Genomic DNA, 19,780 nt, shown 5'->3' on the forward strand with positions numbered 1-19,780 from the left:
GTTGGTGATCACCCCCACCAGATTGCCGCGCGCCGTGTAGCGAAACACGTTCGACGGGTCCGACACGATCTCCTCGCACGCCGCCGCCACACCCGGCGAGTACGCCAGCGCCAGGTCGCGCTGGTTGACCAGCGGCTTGGACGCCATGACGGACACCTTGCCGGGCACCGGGTACTGGTGATAGTCCAACGCGGCCTGGCGATCGGCGGTCTGGGAATTCATGGAAAAGCCTCCGGAGTTGTCGATGAGGCTAGATTCTAGGACCGGAAACATAATGTATTTATTCGTCTTTGCTATTCTTCCATAAGAAACACCTTATGGATCTGTCATGACCGCGTTCGACCCCGATGAAGCGCTGCACCGGCTCACCTCCCGTCTCAAGATGCGCCACCTGATGCTGCTGCTGAGCATCGAGCAGCAGGGCTCGCTGACGCGGGTGGCCGAAAAGATGGCGACCAGCCAGCCCGCCGTGACCAACGCGCTGGCCGAGCTGGAAAACACCTTCGGCGTGCCGCTCTTCGCGCGTTCGGTGCGCGGCATGCGGCCCACGGCCCTGGGCCAGGTGGTGCTCAACCGCGCCCGCGCCCTGGTGCACGACCTGGGCCAGCTCGTGCAGGAAATGGACGCGGTGGCCTCGGGCCACGCGGCGCACCTGCGCATCGGCGCGATTCCCTTCGTTTCGGGCCAGATGCTCTCCGAGGCCCTGGGCCGCACGCTGCCGCGGGGGCGGCGCATCACGGCGACCATCCACGAGGGCCTGGGCCCGGCCCTGCTCGCGCAACTGCGCGACCATACGCTGGACATCGTGGTGGGCTGGGCCGCGCCCTCGGCGGACCTGGAAAACGTGGCGGTGGAAGTACTGTACCGCCAGCAGCCGCGCCTGATCGCCAGCCGGCGCCTGGCGGCCCGGCTGGGGCGCGAACGGCCCGCATGGACCCGCCTGGCCGACCTGGACTGGATACTCGGCACGCCCGGCAGCCCCATCCGCGAACAGGTGAACGAGATCTTCCTGCGCGCCGGGCTGGCGCCGCCCGCGCCCGCCGTGCAGACCGACTCCTCCAAGCTCATCGGCGAACTCATCGTGGCCACCGACCGCGCCGTCTCCATCCTGCCCGCCGACATCGCCGAGGAGCTGGTGCGCATCTCGGGCGCCGCCATCGTGCCCTACACGCTGGACTGGACGCTGCCGCCCATTTCGCTCTTTACCCGCGCCGACGGCCTGCGGCGCGAGGCCGACGCGCTTTTCGCCGACGCCTTGCGCGAGATCTATACCCGCGGCCCGCGCGGCTGAGTGCGCGGCGGTTTCAGCGTCTAGAATAAAAGGGCCGCGCCCGCGCGGCTTCCCCTCCGGCGCCGCCGGCCATCAGGAGGCTCAGGACGATGACGCAGGTTCGGATGCAGCGCCCACAGGATTTCCCCCACTGGCACCGGCTTTCCGTCGACGAGGCGCTCGAGGCCCAGGTCAGCAGCCGGTCGGGACTGTCGCACGATCAGGTGCGGCGGCGCCAGGAAACCTACGGCCCCAACGCCCTGCCTCCGCCCGAACGCCGCAGCGCCGCGCTGCGTTTCCTGGACCATTTCAACGATGTCCTGATCTACATCCTGCTGGCGGCCGCCGCGCTGACCGCCTTCATGAAGCATTGGCTCGACTGCCTGGTGATCCTGGCCGTGGCGCTCACCAACGCGATCATCGGCCACGTGCAGGAAAGCAAGGCCGAGCGCGCCCTGGACGGCATACGCAACATGCTGTCCAACCACGCGCGCGTGGTGCGCGACGGCCAGAAGGCGGAGATCGACGCCGCCGAGCTCGTGCCGGGCGACATCATCATCCTGCGGCCCGGCGACAAGGTTCCGGCCGATGCCCGCCTGTTCGACACCCACGGGCTGCGGGTGGAGGAATCCATCCTGACGGGTGAATCGGCCGTGGTCGACAAGCACGAAGACCCGATTCCCGGCGAGCCGCCGCTGGGCGACCGGCGCAACCTGGCGTATTCCGGCACCCACGTCAGCGCCGGCAACGCGCGCGCCGTGGTGGTGGCCACGGGCCAGGATACCGAGATCGGCCACATCAACCGCATGATGAGCGACGTGCGCGCGCTGCAGACGCCGCTGCTGCGCCAGATGAAGCAACTGGGCAGGCGCATCTTCCAACTGGTGGTGGCGCTGGTGGCCGTGCTGTTCCTGGCGGGCCGCTTCGTGCTGGGGATGCCGTTGCCCGAGCTGCTGATGTCGCTCATCAGCATCGCGGTGTCGGCGGTGCCGGAAGGGCTGCCGGCCATCATCTCCATCATCCTCTCGCTCGGGGTGCAGCGCATGGCGCGCAACAACGCCATCATCCGCAAGCTGCCTACCGTGGAAACGCTGGGCGCCATGACCGTCGTGTGCTCCGACAAGACGGGCACGCTCACCATGAACGAAATGACGGCCACCCGCGTGCTGCTGGCCTCGGGCAGCTACGCGGTCACCGGCGACAGTTGCGGGCCCGAGGGCCGCATCCTGCGCGAGGCCGACGGCGCGCCGGCGGACGCGGCCCGCGACGAATGTCTGCGCCGCTTCCTGCGCGCCGCCGCCATCTGCAACGACAGCCAGCTCCGCCAGGACGAAGACGGCCGCTGGCGGATCGTGGGCGGCCCCACCGAAGGCGCGATGATGGTGCTGGCGGCCAAGGCGGGCCAAAGCCTGGAAAACGTCAAACGGCTGGGCAAGATTCCCTTCGACTCGGCCTACAAATACATGGCGCGCCGCGCCGAAGACCAGGGCGAGCCCCTGATCTTCGTCACGGGCGCGCCGGACGTGCTGTTCGATCTGTGCGACCGCGAACAGGGCGAGGCCGGCCCGCGGCCGCTGCGCCGCGATTACTGGGAACACGGACTGCGCGAATACGCCCACCAGGGCCTGCGCACCCTGGCCGCGGCATACCGCCAGGGCGAGCCCGGGGCGGACGAGCTCGACCACGGCGACATCCGGCACGGGCTGGTGCTGCTGGGCGTGGCGGGCATCATGGACCCGCCCCGGCCCGAGGCGGTGCAGGCCATCGCCCACTGCCGCCAGGCCGGCATCAAGGTCAAGATGATCACCGGCGACCACCCCGAAACCGCGCTCGCCATCGGCGCCATGCTGGGCATGGAGCACACAGGCGAAGCCGTCACGGGCGCCCAGCTGCAGGGCGTGGACGACGCGGCCCTGGCGCGGCTGGCGCGCGACCACGACATCTTTGCCCGCACCAGCCCCGAGCACAAGCTGCGGCTCGTGCGCGCGCTGCAGAGCCAGGGCGAAGTGGCCGGCATGACGGGCGACGGCGTCAACGACGCGCCGGCGCTCAAACAGGCCGACGTGGGCATCGCCATGGGCATCAAAGGCACCGAGGTCACCAAGGAGGCCGCCGACATGGTGCTGGCCGACGACAACTTCGCCTCCATCGCCCACGCGGTGCGGGAAGGCCGCCGCGTCTACGACAACCTGCGCAAGACCATTCTCTTCATCCTGCCCACCAACCTGGGCCAGGCCCTCATCGTCATCGCCGCGCTGCTGGCGGGCGCGCTCGCGCCCCTCACGCCGCTGCAGATCCTGTGGATGAACATGGCGACGTCCACCACGCTGTCGTTCGGGCTGGCGTTCGAGCCCGGCGAGCCAGGCAGCATGCACCGGCCGCCGCGCGACCCGCACAAATCCATCCTGGACGGCTACGCGCTGTGGCGCATCGCCTTCGTGGGCCTGCTGTTCACCATTTCCGCGTTCCTCATCGAAAAAAGCCTGGCGGCCGCGGGCCGCGACCCGGACTTCATCCGCACCGTCACCCTGCAGACCCTGGTCACTTCGCAATGGACGTACCTGTTCAACTGCCGCATCCAGGAGCGCTTTTCGCTCACCCTGTCCATGTTCCGCAACAAGGCGCTATGGCTGGTGACGGTGGCGCTGGGCCTGCTGCAATGCGCCGTGATCTACCTGCCGTGGATGAACAAGATCTTCGGCACCGTGCCCCTGCCGCCCGCCTACTGGGCCCTCACCGTGGCCGTGGCGGCGGTCGTCTTCGTGCTGGTGGAGATCGAGAAATTCGTCGTGCGGCACTGGCATGCGCGGCGCCTTTCGAGGTTGGCCGCGACATGAGCCCGCCGGGCCGCTTTTTCCTTCCGCCCTGCGCGCTCGCCGGCGAGCAGGCCGCGTCCGGCTTCGCGTTCGGGCATCCCGCGCTGGACCTTCCCGGGCTGGCGGCGGACGTGCGGTCGCTCTATGCCCGGGCCACCGCACGGACCGACGCACTGGCCTGCGACGCCCTGCCGCCGACCTCGGGCGGATTCCTGCCCCGGCATGCCGGGGCGGCGCGCAGGCCCGCCGCCCCCCCCTGAACCGAGGAGCGCCATGCTGTTGCGACACACCCCCGAAGTCTGGACGTCTTTTCCTTCCCTGGCCGCCGGCGCGTTGCAGGTGCGCGGCATCACGTCCGCGCCCGTCCGGGCCGCCGCATGCGAGGCGCAGCCCCCGCTCGAACGGGCGCGCCGCCGCCTCGCGCAGAACAGCGAATCCGCCTTTCCCGAGATCCAGGCCTGGCGGCGCGCCTATGCCGCCATGGGCATGAAACCCACGCAGTACCGCTGCGCGGCGGAAGCCCTGCTGCGCCGCCTGAGGCTGGAAGGCGACCTGCCCCGGCTGCATCCGCTGGTGACGCTGTGCAACGCCGCCTCGGCCGCCTACGCCATCCCCATCGCGGTGCTGGACCTGCGGCACGTGGCGTTCCCCCTGGAAATCCGCCCCGCCGCCGGCACCGAGAGCTACCAGGGTTTCGGCGGCGATCCGGAGCGGCCCGAGCCGGGAGAGATCATTTACGCCGACCCGCAGGGGCGCGCCCATGCGCGGCGCTGGACGCACCGCCAGAGCGCCGTCTCGGCGGTGCGCGAAGACACCCGCGACGCGCTGATCGTCGCCGAATGCCTGCACGCGGGCGGCGCGGACGACATTGCCCGCCTGCTGGACGAATTGCACGCGGCGCTGGCCCGCCTCTGGCAGCCGCCCGTGGTGCGTGCCCGGCTCAGCGCCCAGGCGCCCGCCGTGGCCTTGCAGGGCGGCGCCCAGGAAGCGTGAACGCTAGGGAGCCACGACCCGCAATGCCTCGCGCACCAGTTGCGGCGGCTTCCATTTGCCCTGCAGCAGCGCCGGCTTGGGCCAGTAATACCGCAAGGCCAGCATGAAGGGGCCGTCCGGGGCGGGCAGCCAGTTCGAAACCCGGTCCTTGCCCGGCGAGACGCGCTGCACGTACAGCGTGATGCCGCCGTCGGCATCGCGCTTCAGGCGCGGCAACATCTCGCTGTTGATCACATAGCGGTTGATGTCGTTCTTCACCAGGAGCTGGCTGGGCCATGCGTACATGGTGATCGACCAGAACCCGTTCACGGGGGGCAGCCCGCCGCGCGGAAAATGCAGGGAATAGCGGTAACCGCCGTCCAGCGGCGCGCCCGCGCTGTCTTTGTCGAGCGCCATGAAAATGGCCTCTTCGCGCGAGACGCCTCCCGCGCCCGCCTGCGCGCCCGCGGCCAACCGCGCCGGATCGCCGCCCAGCGCCTCGCGGCTGCCGTAGAGCGCGCCCGGGCTGCCGTCGTGCTCGGCGCGCGCGGTGTCGATGGCCGTCTGGCCGTCGTGCATGCCGGCGCGCAATGCCTCCTGCAGCGCCGGCGGCAGCCGCTCCGCATGGTAGGGCCGGCCGGGCGCCAGCCCCAGCGGCGCCAGCCGGCGCGCCAGCGGCTCCTGCCCGTCGCCGCCGGGCGCGAAAGGCAGCAGAAACGCCAGCGCGTCGAAGAACTTCAACGAGCGGGCCGCCTGCTGCAGCGAAAGCGGCGTCATCCAGTCGGGCGCGGGCGGAGCCGGCGGCGCGGGCCGGCCCAGATAGGCCGACAGGGGCTGCAACCCGTACTTCTCCTGGATGCGCACGACGTTGCGCAGGTCGGCGGGGTTCAGAAGCTGCGTGCGCCCCACCACATTGACCAGGTCGGTTTCGGACCGCAGCACCTTACTGATGCCTCGCGGGGCCTTGCCTTTCCAGCCCGGCCCGGCGATGAGATAGCGCCCCGCCCTGCCGCCCGTGGCGCGCGTGCCGACGTAGGCGAAGTTGTAGCCGTACAGATCGGTGAACTGAAAAGCGTAGTAGCGCCGGCGGTCCACGGGCGGCACGGTCAGCACCAGCGGCTCGCGCCGCAGGTCGAGCGCCGCATAGGTGTAGGGCGTGTCCGCATTCGGCGAGACGAACGCCGGGTCGTCCGGGCCGTATACGCGGGCGCTGCTCTGCAGCGTGTTCAGCGGCCCTTTGTAGAGCGGCCCGCCGTTCTGCAAGGCGTTGCCGTATAGCATCTGGTAGGCGGCCAGCATGGGCACGCCGCGCAAATAGGCCTCGCGCGCCAGCGCGCGGGCCTGCGCGGCGTCGGCCTGGATCGGCGGCGGCGGCCCGTCCTCGGCCGGCGGGGCGGACGGGACGGCGCACGCGGCCAGCAATATCGGCGCCACGGCCAGGACGAACATCCGGCGGACAAACATCCAGCGGGCGGACCCGCGGCGGGCGGACCCGCGGCGGGCGAACCCGCGGAAGGCGATTGCGCGGCGTGCAGGCATGGGCGCTCCTCTCGTTGCGAGCGGACCCCGGGGCGGGCGCCTTCGGCCTGGGCAAAAGGCGCCCGCCCCGGGTCCGGTGCAAAGAGCATACAACGGCCCGCCCCGCCCTCCTCAGGCCGCCAGCCGCCGCAGATCGTCGCGTCCCACCGCGATCGACATCTCGCGCCAGCGCGCCAGCTCCTGTTGCAGCGCGTGGATCTTGCCGCGGGCCTGGTCGAACGCATCGCGCCCCAGGAACAGATGCCGCGGCGCATGCTGCGCCTGCGCGGCCTGGATGAGAATGGCCGCGGCCTTGTCCACATCGCCCGACGGCCGGCCCGCCCGTGCCCGTACGCAGGATGCGGCCTGGTTCTCGGGCGCCTCGCCGTCCAGCGCGCCCGGGTAGACCAGCGTGACGCGGATGCCGCTGCCCTCGGTTTCCGCGGCCAGCGCCTCGGTCAGGCCGCTGGCGGCGAACTTGCCCGCGCTGTGCGCGCCCCAGCCCGCCGCCTCGCCGTCGAATCCCAGCACGGAGGACACGTTGAACACATGCCCCGCGCCCTGCAGGCGCAGCTGCGGCAGAAAGACGCGCAGCACGTTCAGCATGCCGAACACGTTGTCGTCAAAGGCGCGGCGCACCTGCGCGTCGTCCAGTTCCTCCAGCGTGCCGCGCGGCCCGGCGCCGCCGCAGTTGACCAGCACGTCCACGCGCCCGAAGGCCGCCAGCGCGGTGGACGCCGCCCTGCGCACCTCGCGCTGGCTGGCGAGGTTCAGCGCCAGCGGCAGAAAGCGTCCTTCCAGCGGCGCGCCCACCGCGTCTATCAATGCATCGCAGTCCTCGGCGGCGGCCGCCACTCTGTGGCCTTCGGCCAGCAGGCGCCGCGCCAGCGCCAGGCCCAGGCCTGCGCCGGCATGCGTCACGAACCAGGTTTTTTCGGTTTGCATGCGAATCCCTTCCCTTGCTCGGCCGGCGGCGACGCGCCGCGCGGCAACAGGGTGCATCTTAGAAAGCCGCGGCCCCGCGCGACAGTTCCGTTCTTGCCGAAAACCTGCCTATTCCTGCGCGATGGCATCGCGCCCTGACGCCGGGATCGCGCCAACGCCGGCCGGCCCGGTGGCACAATACCCCGCATGCATATGGCCCCGCGCGTCCTGACCGCCCTGCTCTGCGCCGCCCTGCTGGGCGGCTGCGCCCTGCCGTCCCTGGAGAACCGCAGCGTGTCGCAGGCGCTCTCCGACGACCAGGCCGCCGCCACGCCCCTGGGCCAGGCCGTCGCGCCCCAGACCGGCGCGCACCCGGGCGAGTCGGGCATCCTGGCGCTGTCCGACCCGCGCGAAGCCTTTGCCGCGCGCATGCTGCTGGCGCAGGCGGCCCGCCGCAGCCTGGACGTGCAGTACTACATCTGGCGCGGCGACATGACGGGCACCCTGCTGCTGGAGGCCCTGCACGAAGCCGCCGACCGCGGCGTGCGCGTGCGCCTGCTGCTCGACGACAACGGCACGAACGGCCTGGACGACAGGCTGGCCGCGCTGGAGGCGCACCCCAACATCGAGGTGCGGCTCTACAACCCCTTCGTGCTGCGCCGGCCCAAGGCGCTGGGATTTCTGGCCGACTTCCCGCGCCTGAACCGCCGCATGCACAACAAATCGTTCACGGCGGACAACCGGGCCACCATCATCGGCGGGCGCAACGTAGGCGACGAATATTTCGGCGCCGCCAGCGGCGTGCAGTTCACCGACCTGGACGTGCTGGCCATCGGCGCCGTCGTCGGCGACGTATCTTCCGACTTCGACCGCTACTGGGCCAGCGACTCGGCCTATCCGCTGGACCGCATCGTCTCGCGCGCCGCGCCGGCCGGCGCGCTCGATGCGCTCGAAAGCGACGCGCACCGCATCGAGCGCTCGCCCGAGGCGGCCGGCTATGCGCGCGCGCTGCGCGAGCTGCCTTTCATCCATCAGCTGCTGCGCGGCGAACTGCCGCTGGAATGGGCCAGGACGCGCATGGTGAGCGACGATCCGCGCAAGACGCTGGGCGCCGCGCCGGCGCAGGCCATGCTGCCGCACCAGCTGCACGACATCGTCGGCACGCCGCGCACGGTGCTGGAGCTGGTGTCGCCGTATTTCGTGCCCACGGCCTCCGGCACGGCGAGCTTCGCCCGCCTGGCCCGCGACGGCGTGCGCATACGCATCCTCACCAACGCGCTGGAAGCCACCGACGTGGCCGTCGTGCATTCGGGATATGCGCGCCGCCGCGAAGAACTGCTGCGCGCGGGCGTGGAGCTGTACGAAATGAAGGGCAATGCCCAGGGCGAAAGCGCCTCCGGCCCCGGCCCCTTCGGCAGCTCGGGCTCCAGCCTGCACGCCAAGACCTTTGCCGTGGACAGCCAGCGCGTCTTCGTCGGATCTTTCAATTTCGATCCGCGTTCGGCCCGCTTCAATACCGAGCTGGGCTTCGTGATCGACAGTCCCGCGCTGGCGCGGCGCATCGACCACGCTTTCGAGAACGACATTCCGGCGGCCGCGTACCGCGTCTGCCTGGACGAACGGGGCTCGCTGTACTGGCGGGAACCCCTGCCGGACGGCACCGCCATCCGCCACGACACCGAACCCGGCACCACGGTCTGGCAGCGCTTCATCGTCTGGTTCGTTTCGCTGCTGCCGGTGGAATCGCTGCTCTGACCCTCGGCCGCGCAAATTCCGGAGCGCGGGCGCGCCCGTCCCGGCGTAGACTGGCGATTCCGGCTGCCCTCGCCTTTTCCGCGCCATGCCCGCAGGCCCCTCCGCCAATCTCGAACTGTTCGGCTCGCTCGACGCCCCCGGCGGCGCCGCGCCCGGCGCGCAAACGCGCATGGGCAGGCAGGCCTGGATCCTGCGCGGCCTGGCGCTGCCCGTGACGGACGCGCTGCTGCGCGGCGTGGACGAGGTGCTGCGGCAGGCCCCGTTGCGGCATATGCTCACGCCCGGCGGCCGGCGCATGTCGGTGGCGCTCACCAATTGCGGCGCGCTGGGCTGGACGTCGGACGAACACGGCTACCGCTACACGCGCACCGATCCGTTGTCCGGCAACCCCTGGCCTGCCATGCCGGCCGCCTTCGCCGAGCTGGCGCGCCTGGCGGCGCAACGGGCCGGCTTCGCCGGCTTCGAACCGGACGCCTGCCCGCTCAACCGTTACGAACCCGGCTCCCGCCTGAGCCTGCACCAGGACCGCAACGAGCGCGACATGGACGCGCCCATCGTGTCCGTATCGCTGGGCATGGCGGCGGTATTCCTGTTCGGAGGCCATGCCCGGACCGACCCCGCGCAGCGGCATCCCCTGTTTCATGGCGACGTGGCGGTCTGGGGCGGCGTGGACCGCCTGCGCTATCACGGCGTGCTCCCGGTCAAGGACAGGCCGCATCCGGTGCTGGGCAGCCGTCGCATCAACTTCACACTGCGCAAGGCGGGCTGAGCCGGGCACGCCCCCGACTGGCCGGCGCACGCTAGGGCCGCTTGCGCCCGCCGTCCGCGCCGTCCGTCGCGCGCGGCTCGCCGTGCGTCCCGATGCGCATCTCGGCGCGCCGCAGCACGGCCAGCACAAACAGCGCGATGAGCGTGCTGGCGACGGCCGTGGCCTCGCGGCCCATGCCCGCCGCCACGCCGATGGCCGCCGTCATCCAGATGCTGGCCGAGGTGGTGAGGCCCTTGATCTCGCGCTCGCCGCCGAGCTTGATGATGGCCCCGGCGCCCAGAAAGCCGATGCCCGCGATGACGCCCTGCAGCACGCGGCTCAGGTCGCCCACCTGCATGCCGCCCTGCAGCGGCACCAGCACGAAAATCGCCGCCCCCAGGGCCACCAGCATATGGGTGCGCAGGCCGGCGGCCTTGCCCTTGCTCTCGCGTTCGAAACCCAGCAGGCCGCCCAGCAGCACGGCCATGCCCAGGCGCAGCACGATGCGGGTCGCCTCGCCCCAGTCCGGGATGTCGGCGAATTCGCTGCGCGCGGCGGACCAGATTTCCAGCCAGATTTCCTGCATGGGGCGCATCCTCGGAAACGGGTATGGCCAGCATACCAAGCCGGCCGGGCCGCCGCCACGGCGCGCCCCGGGCGCGGACTCAGCGGCCGGCGCCCCAGCCCGCCAGCAGCCCGGGCAGTTCGTCCATGTGGCGGAACACGTGCGCCACACCCGCCTCGCGCAGCGCCCGCGCGCTGCTGTGTCCGCAGGTGTCGGGGCTGTAGCCGAACACCGTCGCGCCCGCGGCCACGCCGGCCGTGGCGCCCGTCACCGTGTCCTCGACGACCGCGCAGCGCGCCGGGTCGGCGCCCAGCGCCCGCGCGGCGGCCAGATACACGTCCGGATGCGGCTTGCTGCGCGGCAGGTCCTGGCCGCTGTATACGTGCGCGCCGAAACACTCGGCCAGGCCCACTTTGCGCAGCTGCAGCCCGACCTTGCGCAGATCGGCCCCGGACGCCACCGCGATGCGCCCGCCGGCCGCCTCGCGCACGGCGCGCACGGCCTGCGGGGCGCCAGGGACTTCCACCAGCTCGCGGTCCAGCGCGGCATTGCGGCGCGCCCGGAACGCCTCGAACCATTCCGGCCCCGGGCGCTTGCCGGTGCGGCTCTCGATGAGCGGCAGCTCGTCGCGCACGGCTTTTCCGGTGAAAATGCGCAAGGTTTCCTGCAGGCTGACCGCCCAGCCCAGCTCGTTGAGCATCTCGGCCAGCACGCGGTTGGTAATGGGCTCGGAATCGACCAGCACGCCGTCGCAGTCGAAGAGCACGGCGTCAAAAGGAAAATCGCGCATCGTGGGGGAATATCGAAAACATGCCTGAAGGCCACAAGCATACTGCAGCGCCGTCTTCGGCCCCGCCCGCGACGCCGCGCGGCTGCCCGGCTGGCTGCCGCTGCCGGCCGCGGCGCAGGCCGGCGCCCCTACTCCTCCGACTCCCACTGCGGCGGCGCGGAGCGCAGCGATTCCAGATGCCGCTCGGCCTCTTCGCGCTCCAGCGCCGGCGGCAGCGCGCGCCACCCCACTACCGCCCCCTGCCCATTGGCCGGCAGCCAGCCCAGGGCGCTGTACAGCGTTACGGCAATGTCGCCGGTATCGAAGCGCGTTTCGTAGTATCCATGCCGCTGCGGCGCGGTGTCGCCGGAAACCCAGTCCCTTTGTTTCATGCGCTTCTCCTTCAAGGCCGCCGCCCTTGCGCCCACCCCGCACGCAGCGGCTTTATCCATGCAAACGGCCTCGATGACAAGATGCGCCCCGGCGCGCAATCCGGATAGAGGATTATCCCTAAGGCCGCGCGCCGCCGCGTTCCCGCGCGGCCGTCTACACACCCTCGCACACTGTTACGTCCGCTCCGCGCGGCCTCTGATACCGTAAATCCATGGCCGGCGCCGCCGCGGCCCGGCGCTTCGTGGAGATATGCCTGTGACCCGTCGCTCCGAGTGTTCGCCGCCCTTTGGCGTGATCCCCCCCTATCTGCTCGACCGCCTCGCGCGGCACGCGGATTCGCGGCTGTCCATGCCCGCGGTCAAGACGCTCATCATCGACCAGCAGCACGTGGGATTGCGGGCGCACCAGACCGGAGCGCCGCGTCCGTCCGTTGCGATGCAGCAGGCCGCGCCCGAGGGCACGCCGCGCCGGTCGGTGCACGACGCCGGAAACAGCACCACCCTGCCCGGCAAGCTGGCGCGCGCCGAGGGCGCGCCGCCCACCGGCGACGCGGCAGTGGACGAGGCCTACGACCACCTGGGCGACACCTACCGTTTCTATCGCGAGGCCTATGGCCGCGACTCCATCGACGGCAAGGGCCTGCCGCTGGTGGGCAGCGTGCACTACGGCGAGGACTACGACAACGCCTTCTGGAACGGCGCACAGATGGTGTTCGGCGACGGCGACGGCGTGGTCTTTAACCGCTTCACGCTGGCTGCCGACGTCATCGGCCACGAACTCACGCATGGGGTCATCGACGCCGAGGCGGCCCTGGTCTACCGGGGCCAGTCGGGCGCCCTCAACGAATCGCTGTGCGACGTCTTCGGGTCGATGGTCAAGCAGTATGCGCTGGGCCAGACGGCCAGGCAGGCCGACTGGCTCATCGGCGCCGGGCTCTTTACCTCCAGGGTGAAGGCGCGCGCACTGCGCTCCATGGCCGAACCGGGCACCGCCTACGACGACCCCGCGCTGGGCAAGGATCCGCAGCCCGCCCACATGGACGGCTATGTCGAAACCACGGACGACAACGGCGGCGTCCACATCAATTCCGGCATTCCGAACCGCGCGTTCTACCTGGCCGCCACCGCGCTGGACGGCCACGCCTGGACCTCGGCCGGCCGCGTCTGGTACGACACGCTGTGCGACCGGCGTCTGGACAAGAATGCCGATTTCAGCGCTTTTGCGCGCCTGACGGTGGACGTGGCCGGTGCGGGTCACGGCGCCGCGGTGCAACAGGCGGTCGCCCGCGCTTGGGCGGCCGTGGGAGTGCCGACATGATTTCCTTGCCCCCCCTGGACCTGGCCTCGCTGGTGCGCGTGTCGCGCGAGGGCGGCCTGGCTCCGATTCCCGCCCTGTCCGCGCCGCGCAGCATCGACCTGGTCGCCTGTCCGCCGGGCGTGCGGGAAGAAGTGTGCGACGCCGTGCGCAACGCCGCTCCGCATGCCGCGCAGGAGGGCAGCCATGCCCGCGGCGGCGACCAGCGCTACTTCCGCATCGAGGTGATCTACGGCGACGCGGCGCTGGCGTCGATCAAGTTCGACGTGCCGGAAGAGCAGACCCCCGCCACGCTGGTAAAGCTGTGGCGCGAATACGCGCCGCCCGGGCCAGGCGCGGGCGGCGACGAAAAGTAGAGCGTCGCGGCCCCGCCGCGCCGCCGGGACTCACTGTGTCCTGAGCCCGCCGTCGCGCGTCTTCCACAGCGAGAACAGCACGCCGCCGGCGATGAGCCCGAACGTGACCGACAGCGACACCGCGGGCGGGATCTTGCCGATGAAGCCCACCAGGAAGATCTTCGCGCCGATAAACACCAGCACCAGCGACAGCGCATACTTCAGGTAGTGGAAACGATGGATCATCGCGGCCAGGGCGAAATACAGCGCGCGCAGGCCCAGGATGGCGAAGATGTTGCTGGTGTACACGAGGAACGGATCGGTGGTGATGGCGAAAATGGCCGGCACCGAATCCACCGCGAACAGCAGGTCCACGAATTCGATCAGCACCAGCGCCAGCAGCAGCGGCGTGGCCCAGCGCACCGGACGGCCGGTGGACGGATCGGGCTCGCGCACCCAGAACGCGTTGCCGCGCAGCCCCTCGGTGACGCGCATGCGGCGCTTGAGGAATTTCAGGATGGGGTTGGACGCGATGTCGGGCTCCTGGTCCGCGATCATCCACATCTTCACGCCGGTAAAGGCCAGGAAGGCGCCGAACACGTACAGCAGCCAGCCGAAATTGCTGACCAGGGCCGCGCCCAGGCCGATCATGACGGCGCGCAGCACGATCACGCCCAGGATGCCCCAGAACAGCACGCGGTGCTGGTAGCGGCGCGGAATGGCGAAGAACGAAAAGATCAGCGCGATGACGAACACGTTGTCCAGCGAGAGCGACTTCTCGATCAGAAAGCCCGTGTAGTAGGCCATGCCGCTGGCCGGGCCCATCTGCCACCAGACCCAGGCGCCGAAGACCAGCGCCGCGCAGATGTAGCCCGCCGAGAGCAGCAGGCTCTCGCGCACGCCGATCTCGCGCTCTTCTCGGTGCAGCACGCCCAGGTCGAAGGCCAGCAGCGAGACGACCACGCCCAGGAACAGCAGCCAGCTCCAGGCGGGCGTGCCCAGGAAATCGGATCCGAAAAACGCCATCAATGCATCCATGGCTAATTCCCCCTGAATGAAAAGGCCTCATGATGCGCACGGATTCCGCTCGGATAAATCAGCCTGAAATTGAATTAAGCTTCGAAAAAACCGAAGCTTTGGAATGCCATGCTCAATTACCGCCACCTGTACTATTTCTGGCTGGTCGCCAAGGAAGGCGGCTTTTCGCGCGCGGCGCACCGGCTGGACATGGCCATCCAGACCATCAGCGCCCAGGTGCGCGAGCTGGAAAAAAGCCTGGGCCACCAGCTCCTGAAGCCCGCCGGCCGCGGCGTGACGCTCACGGAGGCGGGCCAGGCGGCCTTCGCACGGGCCGAGGAAATCTTCCAAATCGGGCAGATGCTGCCGCAGGAGGTGCGCGCGGCCGCCACGCGGCCGGTCATGCGGCTGGCGGTGGGCCTGTCGGACGGCATCTCCAAGCTGGCGGCGCATGCCCTGCTCGGCCCCGTGCTGGACACGCCCGACCTGCGCCTGACCTGCCACGAAGGCGAGTTCGATGAACTGCTGGGGGAACTCGCCCTGCACCACCTCGATCTCGTGCTGGCCGGCGCGAGCGCGCCGGCCAACCCCAATCTGCGGCTCGTCAGCGACCGCCTCGCCTCCTCTCCGGTGGACTGGCACGGCCCCGCGGCGCTGGTGCGCAAGGCCGCGGTCCGCGAATTTCCCGCCAGCCTGGAATGGCTGCCGGTGCTGCTGCCCACCGGCCACTCGGTGCTGCGGCAAACGCTGGACCGCTGGTTCGCCGAGCTGGGGGTGCGGCCCAATGTGGTGGGAGAGTTCGAGGACAGCGCCCTCATGTCGGTGTTCGCCGCGCGCGGGTTGGGCGTGTTTCCCATCAGCCGCCTGGGCGGCGGCGACGTGGGCCTGCTGCGCGGCTTGCGCCTGCTGGCGCGCAGCGATGCCGTGCACGAGGAAATTCACGCTATCCGCAACCGGCGCGGACAGCGCCATCCGCTGGTCCAGGCCCTGGTGGCCGCCGCGCGCGCCTCGGCCTATGCCTGAGCATGCCCGCGGCCGTCCCGTCTGACACGGCCCGCCAATTGGCATATGCTTGGTTCCTCGCGGAACCTCCACGCTGCATGCCATGAAGAAAATCGTCTGGATCGTCTTTGCCGTGCTCGCGGCGCTCTGGACCGGGCTGATCGTGCTAGCCACCCGGCTCACCCAGTGGGCGCTCGCCGCCGTGGCCGACGCCCGGGTGCCCGACGCCGCGCTGGCCGGCCCAGCCTGGGGCGTGCCGCCCGAGGCGTCCGGCTGGCTCTCGCCGGAATTCATGCACTCCTTGCAGGCCGCCATGCTGTATGCGGCGCAAACCCTCAACCACCTGCTGCCCGCCGCCGCCAGCCTGGCGCCCTGGCTGACGGCCCTGGCCTGGCTCTTCTGGGGGCTGGTCATGGCCTGCCTGCTGGTCCTGGCCCTGGTCCTGCACTGGCTCGCCGGCCGCAACGCCGCGGCCTCCGCCAACCGGCAGGTAACGCCATGACGGCGCGCCCGCACACCCTGCCCGCCCTGGCCGCCGCGGCGCTGCTGGCCGCCGCGCCCGGCGGCGCGCTCGCCGCCTCATCCGCCAGCGTGGAAGCCTGCACCCTGGCAGGCCCCTCCGGCGAATACAGCGTGCGCGTGCGCAACGTGGGCAAGGACACGATCGCGCGGGTGGAAGTCGCTGGCGTGCGGCCGAACGCCAGCGCGCACGGCACCAACACGATTTCCGTGCAACTGCCCGCCATTCCCCCTGGCCGCTACCAGACCGCGATCCTGGCGCGCCGAGGCGAATCGGCCGCGCTCGTCAGCCTGCGCACCTACGTGCAGCGGCAAGGCGCGCAAGCCGCCGAAGAAGATATCTATGCCGGCAGGGTGGCCCACGTAACGCCGGGCAACCCCGGCCCCGGCGTGCTGTATACGCTGGCGCCCCTGGCCGTGCGCGGCTGGACGGTGGCCTATCCCTCGACGCAGCAGCCCGTGCTCGCCCATGGCGCCTCGGTGCTGATTTTCTATCCGGCGCGCGCCAAGCCGCAGTCCCGCCCGGAAGCGGGCCGGTCGCCGTCGCGCATCGCCGCCCTGCCCGCCTGCGGGCAGCCCGCGCCGGCGCCCCGGCGCTGAACGCGGCGGACAACGGGCGCCCGGCCTGGATTGCCCCCCTTCGGAAAACCGCGTTCAGTGCTGGCGCGCCGCGCTAGGCGCCGTGCAGCAGGTCGCGCTCGTTGAGCAGCGCATAGACGATTTCCGGACGGCTGTCGAAGGCGCGGCGGATCGCTGCCGGAATGGCGGCGCGCGTCTTGCGGCACAGGCCGGCCTGGCTCTCGAGCTGGATCTGAATGCCGCGCGAGGTCCGCACCTCGTTGGCGCTGGGCGTAATGGTGACGACGATGCCGAGCTGCGCGTGCATGCGGCCCTGCATGGCGCGCAGGTCTTCCAGGTCGCGCAGGCTCTCCAGCCGGGCCACCAGCCGCTTCTCCTCCTCGCGCGTCAGGCGCAGGATGCGGAAGTCGGCCCGGGGATCGGCAAACAGCCGATCGCGGTCGCACACGCAGGCGCCGGGCGGGCACGCTTGGCGGATGGGAAACGGGAAGTTCATAGCCGGCCAGGGATCGCGGGCGGGAATCGCCCATCCGCAGATTCTAACGACGATCCCGCGGCGGGCGATCCCGCGGCGGGCGATCCCGCGGCGGGCGGCCCCGCGGCGGGCGGCCCGGTCGCAATCAGTCCCGCGTCTCCAGCACCTTGTTGATGCGCAGCGCGATCAGCGTGCACGCCACGCCTGACAGCAGATAGATGCTCACGGCCGCCAGCCCGAAACGCGCCGAGAGCCCCAGCGCCACGAGCGGCGCGAAGGCCGCGCCGATGAGCCAGGCCATGTCGGATGTGAGCGCCGCGCCCGTGTAGCGGAAACGCCGCTCGAAGTTCGCGGTGACGGTGCCGGACGCCTGCCCGTATGACAGGCCGAGCAGGGCGAAGCCGATGAGGATGAAAGCGTCCTGGGCGGCTGGGCCGCCGCCCAGCAGCCAGGGCGCGAAGAGCGCGAACACGCCGATCAGCACGGCCAGCGTGCCGAGCGTGGTGCGGCGGCCGATGCGGTCGGCGATCCAGCCCGAGGCGATGGTGCCCAGGATGCCCACTGCCGCGCCGACGATCTGCACCACCAGCACGTCTTGCATGCGCTGCGTGGCGCTGACCGCGATCCAGGACAGCGGAAACACGGTGACGAGGTGAAAGAGCGCGTAGCTGGCCAGGGCCGCGAACGCGCCGATGAAAAGGTTGTAGCCCTGCTCGCGCACGATCTTCGGAATGCCGATGGGCTCCAGCTCGCCTTCTTCGAGCAGTTGGGTGTATTCCTCCGTGACCACCAGGCGCAGCCGCGCGAAGAGCGCCACCACGTTGATGGCGAACGCCACGAAGAAGGGATAGCGCCAGCCCCATTCGAGAAAATCCTGCTGCGTGAGCGCCACGGTGAGGAACAGGAACAGCGCGCTGGCCACCATGAAGCCGATGGGCGCGCCGAGCTGGCCCAGCATGGCGTACCAGCCGCGCCGGTCTGGCGGTGCGTTGAGCGCCAGCAGCGAGGGCAGGCCGTCCCATGAGCCGCCCAGCGCGAACCCCTGCAGGCACCGGAAGATCGCCAGCAGCGTGATGGCGTGCATGCCGATGACGTTGTAGCCGGGCAGGAACGCCATGCCGACGGTGGCCGTGCCGAGCAGGAACAGGGCCATGGTGAGCTTGGTGCCGCGCCCCCAGCGCCGCTGCACGGCCATGGAGACGGCGGTGCCGATCGGGCGGGCGATGAAGGCGAAGGAGAAGATGACAAAGGACCAGAGCGTGCCTTCGAGGCGGGGCTCGAAGGGGAAGAACACGCTGGGGAAGACCAGCACGCAGGCGATGCCGAACACGAAGAAATCGAAGTACTCGGAGGCCCGTCCGACCACGACTCCCACCGCGATCTCGCCCGGCGCCACCTTGGCGTGGCTGATCCCCGACGAGCCGACATAGGCGGAAGCCTGCCCGGGATATTGCGTGGTGCTCGCCATCTGAGTGCTCCTCTGACGGAGGTTTCGGAATACGTGTTTGCCATGCTTATGCAACACGTTCTTGCAACACTCCAGCGCGCGCCGCGCGTGGCTTGCGAGCCGCATTCTCCAGGGAACACGGCCCGTTGCCGCATGCGAGCCCGCGCACGCTTTCGCTCTTTTTACCCTAGATTTTTCGCGGCTTCCAGCGTACTGTTGCGTTTAACGATCACGGTTACGTATTGGGGTGTGGTCATGCCGTCGTTCCCAAAGCTCCGCGGATTGATCTTGTTTGGCGCCCTGCCGCTGCTCTCCGGATGCAATGCGGTGCTGCTCTCGCCATCGGGCGACGTGGCGGTGCAACAGCGCAACCTGATCATCATATCGACCGTGCTGATGCTGCTCATCATCGTGCCGGTCATCGTGCTCACGCTGCTCTTCGCCTGGCGCTACCGCGAAAGCAACACCCAGGCGCGCTACGAGCCCGACTGGAACCACTCCACCGTCCTCGAACTCCTGATCTGGTCCGCGCCGCTGCTCATCATCATCGCGCTGGGCGCGCTCACCTGGGTCAGCACCCACCAGCTCGACCCCTACCGCCCGCTGGCGCGGCTTTCCGAGGGGCGCGAGGTGCCCGCCGACACCAAGCCGCTGGTGGTCGAAGTGGTGGCCATGGACTGGAAGTGGCTGTTCCTCTATCCCGAGCAGGGCGTGGCGGCGGTCAACGAAATGGCGGCGCCGGTCGACCGTCCCATCGAATTCCGCATCACCGCATCCTCGGTTATGAACTCCTTCTTCGTGCCGGCGCTGGCGGGCCAGATCTACGCCATGCCGGGCATGCAGACCACGCTGCACGCCGTCATCAACCATGCTGGCGAGTATGAAGGCATGTCCGCCAACTACAGCGGGGCGGGATTCTCCGGCATGCGCTTCAAGTTCCACGGCCTGGACCAGCAGGGTTTCGACAAGTGGGTGGAACAGGCGCGCGCCGCGGGCGCCGCCATGGACCGCGGCGCCTACCTGAAGCTGGAGCAGCCCAGCGAGCGCAATCCGGTGGCGCGCTATGCGTCCGTGGCGCCAGGGCTGTTCGAGGCCATCGTGAACCGCTGCGTCGAGCCCAACCGCATGTGCATGCGCGACGCCATGGCCATCGACGCGCAGGGCGGGCTCGGGCTGCCCGGCGCGCACAACGTCACCAGCCTGGACGCCGCCACGCGCGAGCGGCTGGGCCTGCAACAGGCGCCGGTGCGCAGGTACGTGGGCGCCATGTGCACTTCCGGGGCGGATCTGGTGATGTAGCGGCCGGCCGCAGGCGCCGTCCGCGCGGCGCGATGTCGAACCTGGGTTCTATACGGGAAGCGA

General features: G+C 70.3%; 20 protein-coding genes and 1 pseudogene. 12 read left to right on the forward strand and 9 right to left on the reverse strand.

The window, feature by feature from the left end; genetic code table 11:
• Positions 1 to 222: pseudogene (locus NGJ44_RS19705) on the reverse strand (hypothetical protein); the annotation flags it as partial.
• A 106-nt stretch (positions 223 to 328) separates the two neighbouring features.
• Between NGJ44_RS19705 and NGJ44_RS19710 the strand changes: the two are divergent.
• From NGJ44_RS19710 to NGJ44_RS19725, 4 genes are all read left to right on the forward strand, one after another.
• Positions 329 to 1,291: a LysR substrate-binding domain-containing protein gene (locus NGJ44_RS19710; protein WP_053246206.1), complete on the forward strand. Its 963-nt coding sequence runs from the start codon at positions 329 to 331 to the stop codon at positions 1,289 to 1,291.
• A gap of 89 nt (positions 1,292 to 1,380) precedes the next feature.
• Entirely contained in the window at positions 1,381 to 4,107 is a 2,727-nt protein-coding gene (locus NGJ44_RS19715; protein WP_053246207.1) for a cation-transporting P-type ATPase, read from the forward strand.
• Positions 4,104 to 4,346: a hypothetical protein gene (locus tag NGJ44_RS19720; RefSeq protein WP_251865320.1), complete on the forward strand. Its 243-nt coding sequence runs from the start codon at positions 4,104 to 4,106 to the stop codon at positions 4,344 to 4,346. Before NGJ44_RS19715 ends, NGJ44_RS19720 begins: the two co-directional genes overlap by 4 nt.
• 13 nt (positions 4,347 to 4,359) lie before the next feature.
• Positions 4,360 to 5,079: a B3/B4 domain-containing protein gene (locus tag NGJ44_RS19725; RefSeq protein WP_251865321.1), complete on the forward strand. Its 720-nt coding sequence runs from the start codon at positions 4,360 to 4,362 to the stop codon at positions 5,077 to 5,079.
• 3 nt (positions 5,080 to 5,082) lie between these two features.
• Here the strand turns inward: NGJ44_RS19725 and NGJ44_RS19730 are convergent, their stop codons facing one another.
• The gene (locus NGJ44_RS19730) at positions 5,083 to 6,507 is read right to left on the reverse strand and encodes a DUF1254 domain-containing protein (protein ID WP_251865322.1); all 1,425 of its coding nucleotides are present in this window, start codon (positions 6,505 to 6,507) and stop codon (positions 5,083 to 5,085) included.
• Between the two features lie 201 nt (positions 6,508 to 6,708).
• Positions 6,709 to 7,521 carry an SDR family NAD(P)-dependent oxidoreductase gene (locus NGJ44_RS19735; protein ID WP_251865323.1) on the reverse strand — a complete coding sequence of 271 codons (813 nt, stop codon included), beginning with the start codon at positions 7,519 to 7,521 and terminating at the stop codon, positions 6,709 to 6,711.
• A gap of 186 nt (positions 7,522 to 7,707) precedes the next feature.
• Between NGJ44_RS19735 and NGJ44_RS19740 the strand changes: the two genes are divergently transcribed.
• Together NGJ44_RS19740 and alkB are read left to right on the forward strand one after the other, a co-directional pair.
• On the forward strand, positions 7,708 to 9,255 hold the full coding sequence (locus NGJ44_RS19740; RefSeq protein WP_251865324.1) for a phospholipase D family protein: 1,548 nt from the start codon (positions 7,708 to 7,710) through the stop codon (positions 9,253 to 9,255).
• Positions 9,256 to 9,424: 169 nt separating this feature from the next.
• On the forward strand, positions 9,425 to 10,024 hold the full coding sequence (gene alkB, locus NGJ44_RS19745; RefSeq protein WP_251865357.1) for a DNA oxidative demethylase AlkB: 600 nt from the start codon (positions 9,425 to 9,427) through the stop codon (positions 10,022 to 10,024).
• Positions 10,025 to 10,055: 31 nt separating this feature from the next.
• Here the strand turns inward: alkB and NGJ44_RS19750 are convergent, their stop codons facing one another.
• From NGJ44_RS19750 to NGJ44_RS19760, 3 genes are all read right to left on the reverse strand, one after another.
• Entirely contained in the window at positions 10,056 to 10,589 is a 534-nt protein-coding gene (locus NGJ44_RS19750; protein WP_251865325.1) for an MgtC/SapB family protein, read from the reverse strand.
• Positions 10,590 to 10,668: 79 nt separating this feature from the next.
• Positions 10,669 to 11,358, reverse strand: a complete 690-nt coding sequence (locus tag NGJ44_RS19755) for an HAD family hydrolase (RefSeq protein ID WP_251865326.1) — start codon at positions 11,356 to 11,358, stop codon at positions 10,669 to 10,671.
• A gap of 128 nt (positions 11,359 to 11,486) precedes the next feature.
• A complete protein-coding gene (locus tag NGJ44_RS19760; protein WP_251865327.1) occupies positions 11,487 to 11,729 on the reverse strand; it encodes a hypothetical protein in 243 nt (80 codons plus the stop codon).
• Positions 11,730 to 11,979: 250 nt separating this feature from the next.
• Here NGJ44_RS19760 and NGJ44_RS19765 point away from each other — a divergent pair, with 250 nt between their 5' ends.
• Positions 11,980 to 13,047, forward strand: coding sequence for a M4 family metallopeptidase (locus NGJ44_RS19765; protein WP_251865328.1), 1,068 nt, complete (start codon positions 11,980 to 11,982; stop codon positions 13,045 to 13,047).
• Positions 13,044 to 13,400, forward strand: a complete 357-nt coding sequence (locus tag NGJ44_RS19770) for a protealysin inhibitor emfourin (protein ID WP_251865329.1) — start codon at positions 13,044 to 13,046, stop codon at positions 13,398 to 13,400. Before NGJ44_RS19765 ends, NGJ44_RS19770 begins: the two co-directional genes overlap by 4 nt.
• Positions 13,401 to 13,430: 30 nt before the next feature.
• On the opposite strand, the gene NGJ44_RS19775 is transcribed toward NGJ44_RS19770, so the two are convergent.
• Positions 13,431 to 14,417, reverse strand: a complete 987-nt coding sequence (locus NGJ44_RS19775) for a TerC family protein (RefSeq protein WP_053246434.1) — start codon at positions 14,415 to 14,417, stop codon at positions 13,431 to 13,433.
• A gap of 108 nt (positions 14,418 to 14,525) precedes the next feature.
• Between NGJ44_RS19775 and NGJ44_RS19780 the strand changes: the two genes are divergently transcribed.
• The 3 genes from NGJ44_RS19780 (at position 14,526) to NGJ44_RS19790 (ending at position 16,517) form a co-directional block, all read left to right on the forward strand.
• Positions 14,526 to 15,419: a LysR family transcriptional regulator gene (locus tag NGJ44_RS19780; protein ID WP_251865330.1), complete on the forward strand. Its 894-nt coding sequence runs from the start codon at positions 14,526 to 14,528 to the stop codon at positions 15,417 to 15,419.
• An 82-nt stretch (positions 15,420 to 15,501) separates the two neighbouring features.
• On the forward strand, positions 15,502 to 15,900 hold the full coding sequence (locus NGJ44_RS19785; RefSeq protein ID WP_251865331.1) for a hypothetical protein: 399 nt from the start codon (positions 15,502 to 15,504) through the stop codon (positions 15,898 to 15,900).
• Complete coding sequence (locus tag NGJ44_RS19790) at positions 15,897 to 16,517, forward strand: hypothetical protein (protein ID WP_251865333.1); 621 nt, start codon at positions 15,897 to 15,899, stop codon at positions 16,515 to 16,517. Before NGJ44_RS19785 ends, NGJ44_RS19790 begins: the two co-directional genes overlap by 4 nt.
• Before the next feature lie 73 nt (positions 16,518 to 16,590).
• Here the strand turns inward: NGJ44_RS19790 and NGJ44_RS19795 are convergent, their stop codons facing one another.
• On the reverse strand, positions 16,591 to 16,992 hold the full coding sequence (locus tag NGJ44_RS19795) for a hypothetical protein (RefSeq protein ID WP_053246431.1): 402 nt from the start codon (positions 16,990 to 16,992) through the stop codon (positions 16,591 to 16,593).
• 124 nt (positions 16,993 to 17,116) lie between these two features.
• The gene (locus tag NGJ44_RS19800) at positions 17,117 to 18,439 is read right to left on the reverse strand and encodes an MFS transporter (protein ID WP_251865335.1); all 1,323 of its coding nucleotides are present in this window, start codon (positions 18,437 to 18,439) and stop codon (positions 17,117 to 17,119) included.
• Positions 18,440 to 18,673: 234 nt separating this feature from the next.
• Between NGJ44_RS19800 and cyoA the strand changes: the two genes are divergently transcribed.
• Positions 18,674 to 19,717, forward strand: a complete 1,044-nt coding sequence (gene cyoA / locus NGJ44_RS19805) for a ubiquinol oxidase subunit II (protein WP_251865337.1) — start codon at positions 18,674 to 18,676, stop codon at positions 19,715 to 19,717.
• Positions 19,718 to 19,780: the final 63 nt, after the last annotated feature.

This window comes from Achromobacter sp. Marseille-Q4962 (assembly GCF_943737005.1).
Classification (GTDB): Bacteria; Pseudomonadota; Gammaproteobacteria; order Burkholderiales; family Burkholderiaceae_B; genus Achromobacter.

Coding starts and splice junctions, on each gene's coding strand:
- NGJ44_RS19755 (WP_251865326.1), bottom strand. CDS start 11,358: ATGCGCGATTTTCCTTTTGACGCCGTGCTCTTCGACTGCGACGGCGTG.
- NGJ44_RS19765 (WP_251865328.1), top strand. CDS start 11,980: ATGCCTGTGACCCGTCGCTCCGAGTGTTCGCCGCCCTTTGGCGTGATC.
- alkB (WP_251865357.1), top strand. CDS start 9,425: ATGGGCAGGCAGGCCTGGATCCTGCGCGGCCTGGCGCTGCCCGTGACG.
- NGJ44_RS19760 (WP_251865327.1), bottom strand. CDS start 11,729: ATGAAACAAAGGGACTGGGTTTCCGGCGACACCGCGCCGCAGCGGCAT.
- NGJ44_RS19795 (WP_053246431.1), bottom strand. CDS start 16,992: ATGAACTTCCCGTTTCCCATCCGCCAAGCGTGCCCGCCCGGCGCCTGC.
- NGJ44_RS19780 (WP_251865330.1), top strand. CDS start 14,526: ATGCTCAATTACCGCCACCTGTACTATTTCTGGCTGGTCGCCAAGGAA.
- cyoA (WP_251865337.1), top strand. CDS start 18,674: ATGCCGTCGTTCCCAAAGCTCCGCGGATTGATCTTGTTTGGCGCCCTG.
- NGJ44_RS19770 (WP_251865329.1), top strand. CDS start 13,044: ATGATTTCCTTGCCCCCCCTGGACCTGGCCTCGCTGGTGCGCGTGTCG.
- NGJ44_RS19785 (WP_251865331.1), top strand. CDS start 15,502: ATGAAGAAAATCGTCTGGATCGTCTTTGCCGTGCTCGCGGCGCTCTGG.
- NGJ44_RS19790 (WP_251865333.1), top strand. CDS start 15,897: ATGACGGCGCGCCCGCACACCCTGCCCGCCCTGGCCGCCGCGGCGCTG.
- NGJ44_RS19735 (WP_251865323.1), bottom strand. CDS start 7,521: ATGCAAACCGAAAAAACCTGGTTCGTGACGCATGCCGGCGCAGGCCTG.
- NGJ44_RS19715 (WP_053246207.1), top strand. CDS start 1,381: ATGACGCAGGTTCGGATGCAGCGCCCACAGGATTTCCCCCACTGGCAC.
- NGJ44_RS19750 (WP_251865325.1), bottom strand. CDS start 10,589: ATGCAGGAAATCTGGCTGGAAATCTGGTCCGCCGCGCGCAGCGAATTC.
- NGJ44_RS19740 (WP_251865324.1), top strand. CDS start 7,708: ATGCATATGGCCCCGCGCGTCCTGACCGCCCTGCTCTGCGCCGCCCTG.
- NGJ44_RS19775 (WP_053246434.1), bottom strand. CDS start 14,417: ATGGATGCATTGATGGCGTTTTTCGGATCCGATTTCCTGGGCACGCCC.
- NGJ44_RS19725 (WP_251865321.1), top strand. CDS start 4,360: ATGCTGTTGCGACACACCCCCGAAGTCTGGACGTCTTTTCCTTCCCTG.
- NGJ44_RS19720 (WP_251865320.1), top strand. CDS start 4,104: ATGAGCCCGCCGGGCCGCTTTTTCCTTCCGCCCTGCGCGCTCGCCGGC.
- NGJ44_RS19730 (WP_251865322.1), bottom strand. CDS start 6,507: ATGTTCGTCCTGGCCGTGGCGCCGATATTGCTGGCCGCGTGCGCCGTC.
- NGJ44_RS19710 (WP_053246206.1), top strand. CDS start 329: ATGACCGCGTTCGACCCCGATGAAGCGCTGCACCGGCTCACCTCCCGT.
- NGJ44_RS19800 (WP_251865335.1), bottom strand. CDS start 18,439: ATGGCGAGCACCACGCAATATCCCGGGCAGGCTTCCGCCTATGTCGGC.